This is a genomic window from Citrobacter sp. CK194 (assembly GCF_030333395.1).
Taxonomy (GTDB): Bacteria; Pseudomonadota; Gammaproteobacteria; order Enterobacterales; family Enterobacteriaceae; genus Citrobacter_B; species Citrobacter_B koseri.
On the sequence record NZ_JAOWGA010000013.1, the window covers coordinates 425,908 to 439,588 of the forward strand.

Genomic DNA, 13,681 nt, shown 5'->3' on the forward strand with positions numbered 1-13,681 from the left:
GGAGAAAGAGAGATGGCAATTCCGAAATTGCAGGCGTACGCGCTGCCTGGCGCGCTCGATATTCCGCCCAATAAAGTGAACTGGGCCTTTGAACCTGAACGCGCTGCGCTGTTGATCCACGATATGCAGGATTATTTTGTCAGCTTCTGGGGCGACAACTGCCCGATGATGGAACAGGTGATCGCGAATATCGCCGCCCTGCGTCAGTACTGCAAAGAGCACAACATTCCGGTCTATTACACCGCTCAGCCGAAAGATCAGAGCGATGAAGATCGCGCCCTGTTGAACGATATGTGGGGGCCGGGCCTGACGCGTTCTCCCGAGCAGCAAAAGATTGTCGATGCGCTGGCGCCGGACGAGGCGGACACCGTGCTGGTGAAATGGCGTTACAGCGCGTTTCACCGTTCGCCGCTGGAGCAGATGTTAAAAGAAACCGGGCGTAATCAGCTGATTATCACGGGTGTGTATGCGCACATTGGCTGTATGACCACGGCGACCGACGCTTTCATGCGCGATATCAAGCCGTTTATGGTGGCGGATGCGCTGGCCGATTTCAGCCGTGAAGAACATGTGATGTCGCTTAACTATGTTGCCGGTCGCTCCGGTCGCGTGGTGATGACGCAGGAACTGCTGCCGACGCCGGTTCCGGCGAGCAAAGCAGAGTTGCGGGCGCTGATCCTGCCGCTGCTGGATGAATCCGACGAGCCGCTGGATGATGAAAACCTGATTGATTACGGGCTGGACTCTGTACGTATGATGGCGCTGGCGGCTCGCTGGCGTAAAGTGCATGGCGATATCGACTTCGTGATGCTGGCGAAAAACCCGACGATCGATGCCTGGTGGACGCTGCTTTCCCGTGAGGTGAAGTGATGGCCGGATTGGATTTTAACGGCAAAACCGTCTGGGTGACCGGCGCGGGAAAAGGGATTGGTTATACCACGGCGCTGGCGTTTGTTGCGGCTGGCGCGCAGGTGACGGGATTCGATCGCGAGTTCACGCAGGATGCGTATCCCTTTGCGACCGAAGTGCTGGATGTCGCAGACGCCGCGCAGGTCGCGCAGGTTTGCCAGCGCGTGCTGGCGCAAACCGAACGGCTGGATGTGCTGGTGAATGCCGCCGGGATTTTACGGATGGGGGCGACCGATGCGCTGAGCGCCGAGGACTGGCAGCAGACGTTCGCCGTCAACGTCGGCGGCGCGTTTAACCTCTTCCAGCAGACGATGGCGCAATTTCGTCAGCAGCAGGGCGGGGCGATTGTTACCGTCGCGTCTGATGCGGCGCACACGCCGCGCATTGGCATGAGTGCCTATGGCGCGTCCAAAGCGGCGCTGAAAAGCCTGGCGCTGACCGTTGGGCTGGAGCTGGCGGGCAGCGGCGTTCGCTGTAACGTCGTCTCTCCGGGATCTACCGATACCGATATGCAGCGCACGCTGTGGGTGAGCGATGATGCGGAACAACAGCGTATTCGTGGCTTTGGCGAGCAGTTTAAGCTTGGCATTCCGCTGGGAAAAATCGCGCGTCCGCAGGAAATCGCGAATACCATTTTATTCCTCGCGTCCGATCTGGCCAGCCACATTACGCTACAGGACATTGTGGTTGACGGCGGTTCAACCCTGGGAGCGTAACGATGATCTGGAAACGCCATTTAACGCTTGATGAGCTGAACGCCACCAGTCTGAACACGATGGTGGCGCACCTGGCGATCGTCTATACCCGTCTGGGCGATGACGTGCTGGAGGCGGAAATGCCCGTCGACGCGCGAACGCATCAGCCTTTCGGCCTGTTACACGGCGGCGCTTCGGCGGCGCTGGCGGAGACCCTGGGGTCAATGGCCGGGTATCTGATGACCCGTGACGGCCAGTGCGTGGTGGGAACCGAGCTGAATGCCACGCATCATCGCGCCGTGTCGCAGGGGAAGGTGCGCGGCGTTTGCCAGCCGCTGCATCTGGGCCGGCAAAGCCAGAGCTGGGAAATTGTGATTTTTGACGAACAGGGACGACGTTGCTGTACCTGCCGCCTGGGGACGGCGGTGATGGGCTAGGCCCAACAAAATGCAATGATGTTGCAGCGTTGACCGGCCAATGAAGTGATCCAGTTAACAATGCAATGTAAATAATCAGTTTTATAGCGTTGTCAGGTTGTTAAAACCAGCAGAGGTGTTATAGAAACAAAATGTAACATCTCTCTGGAACACAACACGCAAACGGACAACAACTATGAACAAATCAGGGAAATACCTCGTCTGGACATTGCTCTCCGTTATGGGAGCATTTGCCCTGGGATATATTGCGTTAAACCGTGGGGAACAGATCAACGCGCTATGGATCGTCGTGGCGTCAGTTTGTGTCTACCTCATTGCCTACCGTTTTTATGGTCTGTATATCGCCAAAAATGTGCTGGCGGTTGACCCGACGCGCATGACGCCTGCGGTGCGTCATAACGATGGTCTGGACTACGTACCTACCGATAAGAAAGTGCTGTTCGGTCACCATTTTGCGGCGATTGCCGGGGCAGGGCCGTTGGTTGGGCCGGTGCTGGCGGCGCAGATGGGGTATCTGCCCGGTATGATCTGGCTGCTTGCCGGGGTTGTGCTGGCAGGCGCGGTGCAGGACTTTATGGTGCTGTTTGTTTCTACCCGTCGTGACGGTCGCTCGCTGGGTGAACTGGTTAAAGAAGAGATGGGCCCAACGGCTGGTGTGATCGCGCTGGTAGCCTGTTTCATGATCATGGTGATTATCCTTGCGGTACTGGCGATGATCGTCGTGAAAGCCCTGACCCACAGCCCGTGGGGGACGTACACCGTTGCGTTCACCATTCCGTTGGCCATTTTTATGGGCGTCTACCTGCGTTACCTGCGTCCGGGACGTATTGGCGAGGTGTCTGTTATTGGTCTGGTGTTCCTTGTCTTTGCCATCATCTCCGGTGGCTGGGTGGCGGAAAGCCCAACCTGGGCGCCGTATTTTGACTTTACCGGCGTACAGTTGACCTGGATGCTGGTGGGCTACGGCTTTGTGGCGGCGGTTCTGCCGGTATGGCTGCTGCTGGCGCCGCGTGATTACCTCTCAACCTTCCTGAAGATTGGTACGATTGTCGGTCTGGCCGTCGGCATTCTGATTATGCGTCCGACGCTGACGATGCCTGCGCTGACCAAATTTGTGGATGGCACTGGCCCGGTGTGGACCGGTAACCTGTTCCCGTTCTTGTTCATCACCATTGCCTGTGGCGCGGTGTCTGGCTTCCATGCGCTGATCTCTTCCGGCACCACGCCGAAGATGCTGGCGAACGAAGGGCAGGCCTGCTTTATCGGCTACGGCGGGATGTTGATGGAATCCTTCGTGGCGATTATGGCGCTGGTTTCCGCATGTATCATCGATCCGGGCGTTTACTTCGCCATGAACAGCCCAATGGCCGTACTGGCGCCAGCCGGAACCGCTGATGTGGTTGCTTCTGCTGCGCAGGTGGTCAGTAGCTGGGGCTTTGCGATTACGCCTGATACGCTGCATCAGATTGCCAACGAAGTGGGCGAACAATCCATTATTTCTCGTGCCGGTGGCGCGCCAACGCTGGCGGTGGGGATGGCCTACATCCTGCACGGCGCGCTGGGCGGTATGATGGATGTGGCGTTCTGGTATCACTTCGCGATTCTGTTTGAAGCCCTGTTCATTCTGACGGCGGTTGATGCCGGTACGCGTGCGGCACGCTTTATGTTGCAGGATCTGCTGGGCGTGGTCTCTCCAGGTCTGAAACGTACGGATTCACTGCCTGCGAACCTGTTAGCGACGGCGCTGTGCGTGCTGGCGTGGGGATACTTCCTGCACCAGGGCGTGGTGGACCCGTTAGGAGGGATCAACACCCTGTGGCCGCTGTTTGGTATCGCGAACCAGATGCTGGCGGGTATGGCGTTGATGCTCTGCGCGGTTGTACTGTTCAAGATGAAACGTCAGCGTTACGCATGGGTGGCGCTGGTGCCTACCGCCTGGCTGCTGATCTGTACGCTGACCGCAGGCTGGCAGAAAGCGTTTAGCCCGGATACCAAAATTGGTTTCCTGGCGATCGCCAATAAATTCCAGGCGATGATCGACAGTGGCGATATTCCTGCGCAGTACACGCAGTCTCAGCTGGCGCAGCTGGTGTTCAACAACCGTCTGGATGCCGGTCTGACCATCTTCTTTATGGTTGTGGTGGTGGTTCTGGCTCTGTTCTCAATCAAAACTGCGCTGGCAGCGCTGAAAGAGGACAAACCGACGGCGAAAGAAACGCCGTATGAAGCCATGCCGGAAAACGTTGAAAAGATTGTGGCGCAGGCGAAAGGCGCGCACTGATTTTTAAATAAGCGGCCCTCTTCTTAACGGGAGAGGGCATTTGCGTCACAGGTGGTAACGATGTTTGATACGCTTTCTAAGGCCGGGAAATATCTGGGTCAGGCGGCAAAACTGATGATTGGCGTGCCGGACTATGACAACTACGTTGAGCATATGCGCGTGACGCACCCGGATCAGACGCCAATGACTTACGAAGAATTTTTTCGTGAGCGGCAGGATGCGCGTTATGGCGGGAAAGGCGGCGCACGTTGCTGCTGATGTTTTGTGTTGCCCGGTGGCGCTATGCTTACCGGGCCTACGGGGTATTTTACAGGCCGGATAAGGCGCAGCCGCCATCCGGCAAGCCGCCGCTAAACCGTAAACGACTCTACCTTTTCAAACGCGGCGCGTAATGTGGCTGGCGTTAACGTCACCGGCAGAAAGTGGATGGATTCAACCGGGCGCAGGGTGTGGGCAATCACGTTATCAATCTCCGCCTGGTTCTGGATATCGACATCCAGCGCCGCCAGCGTAGTGGGCAGACTAAAGCGCTGATAAGCGGCGACAAGCTGCGCCAGTACCTCATCCTGACCCAGCAATGCGCTTTGCACCAGAATGCCATAGGCCACTTTGGTGCCGTGCAGAAACTTCTCGGTTTGCGGCAATACGGTGAGCCCATTATGGACGGCGTGTGCCGCCGCCACACGGGTATAACGCTCGCCAAGGCCGCCGACCATGCCGCCCCCGGCAATAATCGCATCCACCACATCGCGAAATGCCTGGGTGAGTTCTCCACGCTCTTTGTCCGCCAGCGCCTGTTCGCTGCTCTCCAGTAGCACATCACGGATCGCCAGCGCGCCGTTAATGCCCAGACGCACGGTAAGCGGTAAGGTTTCTGGCTGTGGCGCTAATACAACGGCTTCGTACCATTTTGCCAGCGTGTCGCCGATGCCGGCCAGCAGATAGGCCTCTGGCGCGCGGAGAATGATTTCCGGTTCTACCAGCACCAGATAATTGGCGTCGTCAAAAATTTCAAAGTGCAGCGCCTGACCGGCATCGTTGTACCAGACCGACAGCGGTGTCCAGGCCGCGCAGGTGGCCGCGATAGTCGGGATCGCCACGAAGGGGAGTTGTAGCCGACGGGCAAGGGCTTTGGCGGTATCAAGCAGCGTACCGCCGCCGATACCGATCACTACGCGGCGGTCGTCGCCTGCTTTCGCGGCCAGTTGTTTCACATCGCTTTCGCTGCAATGGCCGGTAAACGGCAGGTGTCTGGCTCCCGGAAGATCAAACGCATCCGGCAGGTAAGGGCGGGCGGCGGCAATCGCACGTTCGCCATACACCCATACTGCGGCGGAGAGTTGCCCGGCGCTGAAAAAATCCTTCAGTCTGGAGAGGCTGCCGGTATGGGAAAAGTAGTTAGCCGGGCCGGTAACGACGCGGATGTCAGTGTTGCTCATGGTGTGTTGTCCTTGTGGCTGCGCTGTCCGGGAGTTGTTTTTATTTAGACGTCTAAGCGTCTTGATTGCCAAATGCTAACATCGTGTTATAGTGGTTTCAACATCGACATCACCCTCGGGCATGATAACTATGAGTAATAACCCACTGATTCCGCAAAGCAAACTGCCTAATTTAGGCACCACAATCTTTACACAAATGAGCGCCCTGGCGCAGGAGCATCAGGCGATTAACCTGTCTCAGGGATTTCCTGATTTCGATGGCCCGCGCTATCTACAGGAACGTCTGGCCTGGCATGTTGCACAAGGGGCGAATCAATATGCGCCGATGACCGGCGTGCCTGCATTACGCGAAGCCATTGCGGAAAAAACGGCGGCGTTATACGGCTATAAGGCTGATGCCGGGAGCGAGGTGACGGTAACGGCGGGGGCAACGGAAGCGTTGTATGCCGCTATCACCGCGTTGGTTCGTGCGGGAGATGAGGTGATCTGCTTCGATCCCAGCTATGACAGCTACGCGCCAGCCGTTGAACTGTCCGGCGGCGTGCTGAAACGTCTGGCGCTTCAGCCGCCGCAGTTCCGCGTTGACTGGCAGGCATTTGCTGCGTTACTGAGCGAACGTACCCGGCTGGTGATCCTCAATACGCCGCATAACCCGAGCGCGACCGTCTGGCGCAAAGCCGACTTTGAAGCGCTGTGGCAGGCGATTGGCGATCGCGAAATCTATGTATTAAGCGATGAAGTGTATGAGCATATCTGTTTTGCGCCAGAAGGCCATGCCAGCGTACTGGCGCATCCGCAGTTACGTGAGCGTGCTGTCGCGGTCTCGTCATTCGGTAAAACCTTTCATATGACCGGCTGGAAGGTGGGGTACTGCGTAGCGCCAGCGGCGATCAGCGCGGAATTGCGTAAAGTGCATCAGTATCTGACGTTCTGCGTCAACACACCGGCGCAACTGGCGCTGGCCGATATGCTGCGTGCTGAACCGGAACATTACCGCGATTTACCCGCATTTTACCGGAAGAAGCGTGACGTTCTGGTTAATGCCCTGCGTGACAGTCGTCTGGAAATCCTGCCCTGCGAAGGCACCTATTTTCTGCTGGTGGATTACAGTGCGGTATCAGACCTCAATGACGTGGATTTCTGCCAGTGGCTGACCCGGGAAATCGGCGTTGCGGCGATTCCGCTGTCGGTATTTTGCGCCGATCCTTTCCCACATAAACTCATCCGTTTATGTTTTGCCAAGCAGGAATCCACGCTGCTGGCGGCCGCAGAACGCTTGTGTAAATTGTAATTACTTTACGGTCCAGGCTTTGGAGAATCGACGGTCGGCAAAGAGTTCCTGTAGGCCGTTGATTTGTTTCAGACGCAGGACTTCATCTTTATCCATGCCCAGCTCTTTTCCGATTCGCGTCTCGTCCCAGCCCAACAGGGAGAGTTCTCGCACAATTTCCGACATCGCGTGAATCTGATGACGACCACGGGCGCGGTTGTGACGAATGGTCGCCGCAATTCGTTCATGGCGATTGCGTTCCAGACAGGTGACGGGAAGATAGCCTTTTAACTTTGAGCGTAATGTGGATTTCCCTTTACCGAGTTCGTGACGGTGAAAGCCATCCACGATTTCATATTTTTCTGCCGCCGTTTCTGCAACGACAATAGGCTGCGTGAAGCCATCTACCTCAATAGACTTTAGCAGGAGCCTTTTCTCCGGGGGCGCCACATTGTTTGGGTTGTAATCATTAGGTTCGATTTGTTCGTTTTTTACCCATTGCACGCAGTCTACCGGCTGATCACGAAAGGGGCTGACGCGGTGGATCGCCATCCTGAATTCGTTGATTGCCGCAATTCTCTCTTCTTCGTTCAGCGTGGAGAGAAAGTCGGTTATTTGTTGGGTGAGTCGCTGTTGCATAAAATCCCCCATTCTTTGCGCTTTGCTTTCATGCGTTCATTGTAGCGCTGGTAGTGTTTAGGCTTTGTCGGGCTGAATGAGAGCGCCCGACACCAGTAATCATTGTTCAATAGCACCTTGCAGATACGTCGCCATGAGGGGATATCTTTGGAGCCGATATCGCCTTCCTGCGTTTGTGGAATGTTCTCCATTCCTTTCTTTTTATACCATTGCAGGTAGACCGCGATTTTGTTGCGGTAATGCTCGGCGCTCTGTTCCGGCATGCTGTCCAACAGCAGCATGGCGTAGCTTTGCCAGCTATGGTGCTCGGGTTTCAGTATTTTTCGATGGCCGTAAAAATGGTTATCCTGGCCTGCATATATCCCTCCGCTGCGCACGCCGCTTACCCTGGCGCACATTGCTGCCCAGCGTTCGGGTTCAATGACATGATAGAGCCACAATCCCTGACGTTGCTCCGGGCCGAAAGGTTCGCAGATGCGCATATACCGGAGCGGCACGTTGGCCTGGTACATCAGGTTATAAAGCGGGTTGCAAGGCTGCTTCGTTTTTGCGAACCATGTCCAGATGTCTGCCGTTTTCCAGTCATACATCGGGTAAATATACCAGGTGTGCCCGCCCTGAGCGGCGGTCGTCCAGGGTTTGTCGTCCGCAAAACGCTGTTTGCTCAGGGAGGCGATAGCGACAAACCGATTGTAAGACTCGTCAGCGCGGATGCCGATCAGCATCGCCGCAGGACGCTTTTCTGAAAACCACTCGGCAAAGTCGCGAACAAATTGTTCAAAGGTCATGCCTGGCTGATAAAAAGGAAAGTAAGCCGGATCGGTAATGGCGTCGGCAGGCGGTTGACGCACCCATTCGGCATTCGGATCCCAGCATTGCCATTCGGGTTGGTATTGCGACAGCGAATTTTGTGTGGTGAGCGGCAGGGCAACCCAGTAAAAATGTTCAATGACATCGGAATATTGTTCGCGTAATGACTGAACATAGTCAATTGTGCAGGAGAATTGCACTTCCCAGTCAATAAATAATACGCAGATCTTCTTCTTTAACTTACGCGCGATTCCGGCGGTAAGGTGCAGCATCAACCCTGAGTCTTTCCCCCCGGAAAATGACACGCAAATACGCGGTAAGGTGGTGAGTGTCCATGTAATGCGCTCTTCCGCAGCTTCCAAAACATTTTGGTCAAGTGGGATTTTATAAACAGACATAATGAGTTCATACCTGAACGGAAAATGGCTATGTGTAGAATACAGAAAAATAATTATATATTATATGATATAATCAACAGAATGTGCAAGGTTTAAAAAAGCATCCAAAACTTAAATTAATTTTATATTAATTATTTTAATTTTGAATGCTTGTGCCGGCGATGGCCCGTATGCTTTCGTTTCAGCTATTTTCCGTCATTTTGTTAATGATACTCGTAAAACCTTTGTTATTCAGTGATGTTCGATTATATACCAGGTATAACTGAACTGAAGGTAAATCCTGATCAATATTAACCCGTTGCAGTTTAAGGGTGGAGTGAAAGAAGTCATATATGACTTCAGGAACGATGCCAATTATGTTGGTTTCAGCAATAGTATTAATGATTGCAACCATCGAGTCACTGCGAAACCCAATTTTCCGGCTGGCAAGAAGGGAGTTGACCAGCGACTGGTATTCTTTAACGCCTGGCTCCTCTCCCTGGTATGAGGTAAACGGTTCTTCGAGTACTTGCGCTAATGTACTGGCGTCACTGATTCTGGGGTGATCGGCACGACACACCAGTACGCTTTTGATTGTTTTAAAAGGCGTACAGACAACCGAATGGTTGTTCAGCGGCGTGGTGGTGATCACCATGTCCGCCTTGCGGTATGCCAGCAGGTCTTCTGCTGATTCCGCAGACATCAGGATATCATGATGCTCAATTTCAACGGAAGAATCTTCCATAATAAAATTAATCAGCTTTATTACGTTCATTGCAGTAAGTAGCTGAGGGCTGTAAATGATAAATTTTTTCTTAAGACTGGAACTATGCATAATATTAATTGTTTGTTCCAGACTATTGAGGTTTTCCTCAAGATGATGATGCAGATTTATACCGGTGACGGTTGGCGTGATGCCTTTTCCTGAACGAATAAATAAAGGATCGTTGAATTGAGTTCGTAATCGTTGCAGAGATTGACTCACGGCTGACGGGGTGATGTACAGCGTTTCCGCCGCTTTACTAATGCTTAAATTCTGGTAGATACACTCAAAAATAATCAGCAAGTTGAGATCGAATTTTTTGAGATCGTAGAGATTAGCCATGTTTTTTTCTTCCTGTTTTGTGACTATTGTCATAACTATATTTGCTATAGTTATGCAACACATCCAATGCTTTACAATAGTGATGTTTGCTAAGCTTAAATTCTCTTTCAATAATACTAAAATAGCATAGCTCAGAATATCTTTGCGAGCGATTTATAATGGAAAAGGAGATTGACAGAAAAACAATGACAATCCCCCCCCCTTTAATTTAGGTTTAATGTTCACCCATCATAATGTCCAGCTGCGCTTTTTCCGGTAACCCGACGACCTGCTGTAACATATTTTCTTTATTCATATAGTAAATGGCTGGCGTTGCATTCGCCCCCAGATCGTCCATGAGTTTCTGATGAATATTCAGCATTTTCATCTTATCTTCTGGCAGCGGTGAAGGGATCGCCAGATTGAGTTTACCGCCTGACGCTTCATAGTCATGCCAGGTTTTTGCCGGATCGCGGGTGGATAAGATAGCGGCAGCCGTTGCCGGGCTTTCGGGTTTGATCACGCCCACCAGTAGCGTCCGCAATTGTACTTTGCCGGATTCGACCCAGGGGCGCGCCTGCTGCCAGAACTGTTTGCAGTAAGGGCAGAAAGGGTCCGCAAAGACATAAAGAATCACCGGCGCCTCTTTTTTGCCGTCCAGAATCCACGACGCTTTTTCCATCCGCTGCCACATTTCTCTGCCGACCGGGGCGTAGATCTCTTTTTCTATCAGCGCATTACTGAGGTTTGCGCCTTTTTCGTCGTACATGTAGCCGGAAATCGCGTGTTTCCCGTCAGGCGTGAGGTAGATGGTCACGCCCATATCCTGGTATTTGCCCAGATAGCCTTTCATTCCGCCGGGGGCGTCAAAAGACTTCAGGATCGTAATTCCCTGTTTTTCTATCGCTTTAACCGGGGCAGGCAGTTCTTCAGCAAAGGCGATGAGCGGGAACAGCGTCAGCAGCAATGTTCGTTTTATCATTATATTTCCTTAAAAATCAGTGCAAAAGGAACATTGATGGCAAAACCTATCACAGTCATAGGTAAGGTCTGCCGTCGGAAGATTGCCCTTTCTTTGGTAGGGTGATGTAATCCTTTCGCTGTTACAGCCTTTGTTAAGGTAATGTAGAGCGCAACACATAGCCAGTTTCACTGGCGCTGAAGTTACCTACGGGTAGTTCAGGTAATGGGGCCGCCTGTAAAGGGGGCCTTTTTACTTTTTGTCGCTAAACGTTCACAACGTTGTCTTGTGTGAGTTGTTAGGTATCGCTGATTGATTTGATAATGCAAACGCATTAGCCCAATCACGGAAAGTTGGTTACTTTACATCTCAACGAAAACACGGAGGAAGTATAGATGTCCTTGATTAATACCAAAATTAAACCTTTCAAAAACCAGGCGTTCAAAAACGGTGAATTCATCGAAGTAACCGAGAAAGATACCGAAGGCCGCTGGAGTGTCTTCTTCTTCTACCCGGCTGACTTCACTTTCGTATGCCCGACCGAATTGGGCGACGTAGCAGATCATTACGATGAATTGCAGAAACTGGGCGTAGACGTTTACTCTGTTTCTACCGACACCCACTTTACTCACAAAGCATGGCACAGCAGCTCTGAAACCATCGCAAAAATCAAATATGCGATGATCGGTGACCCGACTGGCGCCCTGACCCGTAACTTCGACAACATGCGTGAAGACGAAGGTCTGGCTGACCGTGCGACTTTCGTTGTTGACCCGCAGGGTATCATCCAGGCTATCGAAGTTACCGCTGAAGGTATCGGTCGTGACGCATCTGACCTGCTGCGTAAAATCAAAGCGGCTCAGTATGTTGCTGCTCACCCAGGCGAAGTTTGCCCGGCTAAATGGAAAGAAGGCGAAGCGACTCTGGCTCCATCCCTGGACCTGGTCGGCAAAATCTAAAATTCGCTGCGCCTTTCGCGCTACAGGTGCGTTGGCTGCGCTTTCTCACCCCGGTCACTTACTGATGTAAGCTCCCGGGGATTCATAAGCTTGCCGCCTTCCTGTAACGCGAAATACTGGCGAATTAATCCTTAAGCGGGTGCGTCGCACCCGTTTTTTCCAGCACCATCATGCAAGTCGCATTCAGGCTGTCGGTATAAGGCAACTTGCATGATGATGTTTTTAGAGAGGGAAGAATAATGCTCGACACTAACATGAAAACTCAGCTCAAAGCGTATCTTGAGAAACTGACCAGGCCTGTTGAGCTGATTGCCACGCTGGACGACAGCGCTAAATCGGCAGAAATCAAGGAACTGCTGGCTGAAGTCGCTGAACTGTCAGAGAAAGTCACATTTAAAGAAGATAACAGCCTGCCGGTGCGCAAGCCTTCTTTCTTGATAGCAAACCCGGGTTCTGACCAGGGGCCGCGCTTTGCGGGTTCTCCGCTGGGGCATGAATTTACCTCGCTGGTGCTGGCGCTGTTGTGGACTGGCGGCCATCCGTCGAAAGAGGCGCAGTCTCTGCTGGAGCAGATCCGCGATATCGACGGCGATTTCGAGTTTGAAACTTATTACTCGCTCTCCTGCCACAACTGCCCTGACGTCGTACAGGCGCTGAACCTGATGGCGGTGCTGAACCCGCGTATCAAACATACCGCGATTGACGGCGGCACATTCCAGAATGAAATCACCGATCGTAATGTGATGGGCGTTCCGGCTGTGTACCTGAACGGTAACGAATTCGGTCAGGGACGTATGACGCTGACGGAAATCGTCGCCAAAGTGGATACCGGCGCAGAAAAACGGGCGGCGGAAGAGCTGAATAAGCGTGACGCTTACGACGTACTGATTGTCGGTTCCGGCCCGGCGGGGGCGGCAGCGGCAGTTTACTCCGCACGTAAAGGCATTCGTACCGGTCTGATGGGCGAGCGTTTTGGCGGTCAGGTGCTGGATACTGTTGATATCGAGAACTATATTTCCGTGCCAAAAACGGAAGGGCAGAAGCTGGCTGGCGCACTGAAAGCGCACGTTGATGATTACGATGTTGACGTGATCGACAGCCAGAGCGCGAGCAAACTGCTTCCGGCGGCAACGGAAGGGGGCCTGCATCAGATTGAGACCGCTTCCGGCGCGGTGCTGAAAGCCCGCAGCATTATCATTGCCACCGGTGCCAAATGGCGCAACATGAACGTGCCGGGCGAAGATCAGTACCGCACGAAAGGCGTAACCTATTGCCCGCACTGCGACGGCCCGCTGTTTAAAGGCAAACGCGTTGCGGTGATCGGCGGGGGGAACTCCGGCGTGGAAGCGGCGATTGACCTCGCGGGGATCGTTGAGCACGTTACGCTGCTGGAATTTGCGCCAGAAATGAAAGCCGACCAGGTTCTGCAAGATAAAGTGCGTAGCCTGAAAAACGTCGACATTATTCTGAACGCGCAGACAACGGAAGTGAAAGGCGACGGCAGTAAAGTGACGGGGCTGGAATATCGCGATCGCGTAAGCGGCGACATCCACAACGTTGCGCTGTCCGGGATCTTCGTACAGATTGGCTTGCTGCCAAACACCAACTGGCTGGAAGGCGCGATTGAGCGTAACCGTATGGGCGAAATCATCATTGATGGCCGATGCGAAACCAGCGTGAAGGGCGTATTCGCCGCAGGCGACTGCACCACGGTTCCTTACAAACAGATCATCATCGCGACGGGCGAAGGCGCGAAAGCCTCTCTGAGCGCATTTGATTATCTGATCCGCAGTAAGACGGCATAAAAAGAAAGTAAGACT

General features: G+C 53.3%; 13 protein-coding genes. 8 read left to right on the forward strand and 5 right to left on the reverse strand.

What is annotated here, in order from left to right; genetic code table 11:
• Positions 1-12: 12 nt before the first annotated feature.
• The 5 genes from OGX80_RS04750 to OGX80_RS04770 all read left to right on the forward strand — a co-directional run bounded on the left by OGX80_RS04750 (position 13) and on the right by OGX80_RS04770 (position 4,580).
• Positions 13-870 carry an isochorismatase gene (locus tag OGX80_RS04750; RefSeq protein ID WP_047458220.1) on the forward strand — a complete coding sequence of 286 codons (858 nt, stop codon included), beginning with the start codon at positions 13-15 and terminating at the stop codon, positions 868-870.
• The gene (entA, locus tag OGX80_RS04755) at positions 870-1,625 is read left to right on the forward strand and encodes a 2,3-dihydro-2,3-dihydroxybenzoate dehydrogenase EntA (protein ID WP_012133393.1); all 756 of its coding nucleotides are present in this window, start codon (positions 870-872) and stop codon (positions 1,623-1,625) included. Before OGX80_RS04750 ends, entA begins: the two co-directional genes overlap by 1 nt.
• 2 nt (positions 1,626-1,627) lie before the next feature.
• Positions 1,628-2,041 carry a proofreading thioesterase EntH gene (gene entH, locus OGX80_RS04760; protein ID WP_012133392.1) on the forward strand — a complete coding sequence of 138 codons (414 nt, stop codon included), beginning with the start codon at positions 1,628-1,630 and terminating at the stop codon, positions 2,039-2,041.
• Positions 2,042-2,216: 175 nt separating this feature from the next.
• Positions 2,217-4,322, forward strand: a complete 2,106-nt coding sequence (gene cstA / locus OGX80_RS04765; protein ID WP_115181859.1) for a pyruvate/proton symporter CstA — start codon at positions 2,217-2,219, stop codon at positions 4,320-4,322.
• Between the two features lie 60 nt (positions 4,323-4,382).
• Positions 4,383-4,580, forward strand: a complete 198-nt coding sequence (locus tag OGX80_RS04770; RefSeq protein ID WP_012133390.1) for a YbdD/YjiX family protein — start codon at positions 4,383-4,385, stop codon at positions 4,578-4,580.
• Between the two features lie 92 nt (positions 4,581-4,672).
• Here OGX80_RS04770 and OGX80_RS04775 read toward each other — a convergent pair whose 3' ends face one another.
• On the reverse strand, positions 4,673-5,761 hold the full coding sequence (locus OGX80_RS04775) for an oxidoreductase (RefSeq protein WP_071259780.1): 1,089 nt from the start codon (positions 5,759-5,761) through the stop codon (positions 4,673-4,675).
• 130 nt (positions 5,762-5,891) lie between these two features.
• Between OGX80_RS04775 and OGX80_RS04780 the strand changes: the two genes are divergently transcribed.
• The gene (locus OGX80_RS04780) at positions 5,892-7,052 is read left to right on the forward strand and encodes a pyridoxal phosphate-dependent aminotransferase (RefSeq protein ID WP_024130556.1); all 1,161 of its coding nucleotides are present in this window, start codon (positions 5,892-5,894) and stop codon (positions 7,050-7,052) included.
• Here OGX80_RS04780 and OGX80_RS04785 read toward each other — a convergent pair whose 3' ends face one another.
• The 4 genes from OGX80_RS04785 to dsbG form a co-directional block, all read right to left on the reverse strand.
• Positions 7,053-7,670, reverse strand: coding sequence for an IbrB-like domain-containing protein (locus OGX80_RS04785; RefSeq protein WP_012133386.1), 618 nt, complete (start codon positions 7,668-7,670; stop codon positions 7,053-7,055).
• Positions 7,643-8,878 (reverse strand): phosphoadenosine phosphosulfate reductase, encoded by a 1,236-nt coding sequence (locus OGX80_RS04790; RefSeq protein WP_012133385.1) that lies wholly within the window; start codon positions 8,876-8,878, stop codon positions 7,643-7,645. Before OGX80_RS04790 ends, OGX80_RS04785 begins: the two co-directional genes overlap by 28 nt.
• A gap of 181 nt (positions 8,879-9,059) precedes the next feature.
• Entirely contained in the window at positions 9,060-9,962 is a 903-nt protein-coding gene (gene citR, locus OGX80_RS04795; RefSeq protein WP_024130554.1) for a DNA-binding transcriptional repressor CitR, read from the reverse strand.
• Between the two features lie 214 nt (positions 9,963-10,176).
• Entirely contained in the window at positions 10,177-10,923 is a 747-nt protein-coding gene (gene dsbG / locus OGX80_RS04800; RefSeq protein ID WP_012133383.1) for a thiol:disulfide interchange protein DsbG, read from the reverse strand.
• A 374-nt stretch (positions 10,924-11,297) separates the two neighbouring features.
• Between dsbG and ahpC the strand changes: the two genes are divergently transcribed.
• Together ahpC and ahpF are read left to right on the forward strand one after the other, a co-directional pair.
• The gene (gene ahpC / locus OGX80_RS04805) at positions 11,298-11,861 is read left to right on the forward strand and encodes an alkyl hydroperoxide reductase subunit C (RefSeq protein ID WP_012133381.1); all 564 of its coding nucleotides are present in this window, start codon (positions 11,298-11,300) and stop codon (positions 11,859-11,861) included.
• Between the two features lie 239 nt (positions 11,862-12,100).
• On the forward strand, positions 12,101-13,666 hold the full coding sequence (ahpF, locus tag OGX80_RS04810; protein WP_115181858.1) for an alkyl hydroperoxide reductase subunit F: 1,566 nt from the start codon (positions 12,101-12,103) through the stop codon (positions 13,664-13,666).
• Positions 13,667-13,681 lie beyond the last annotated feature (15 nt).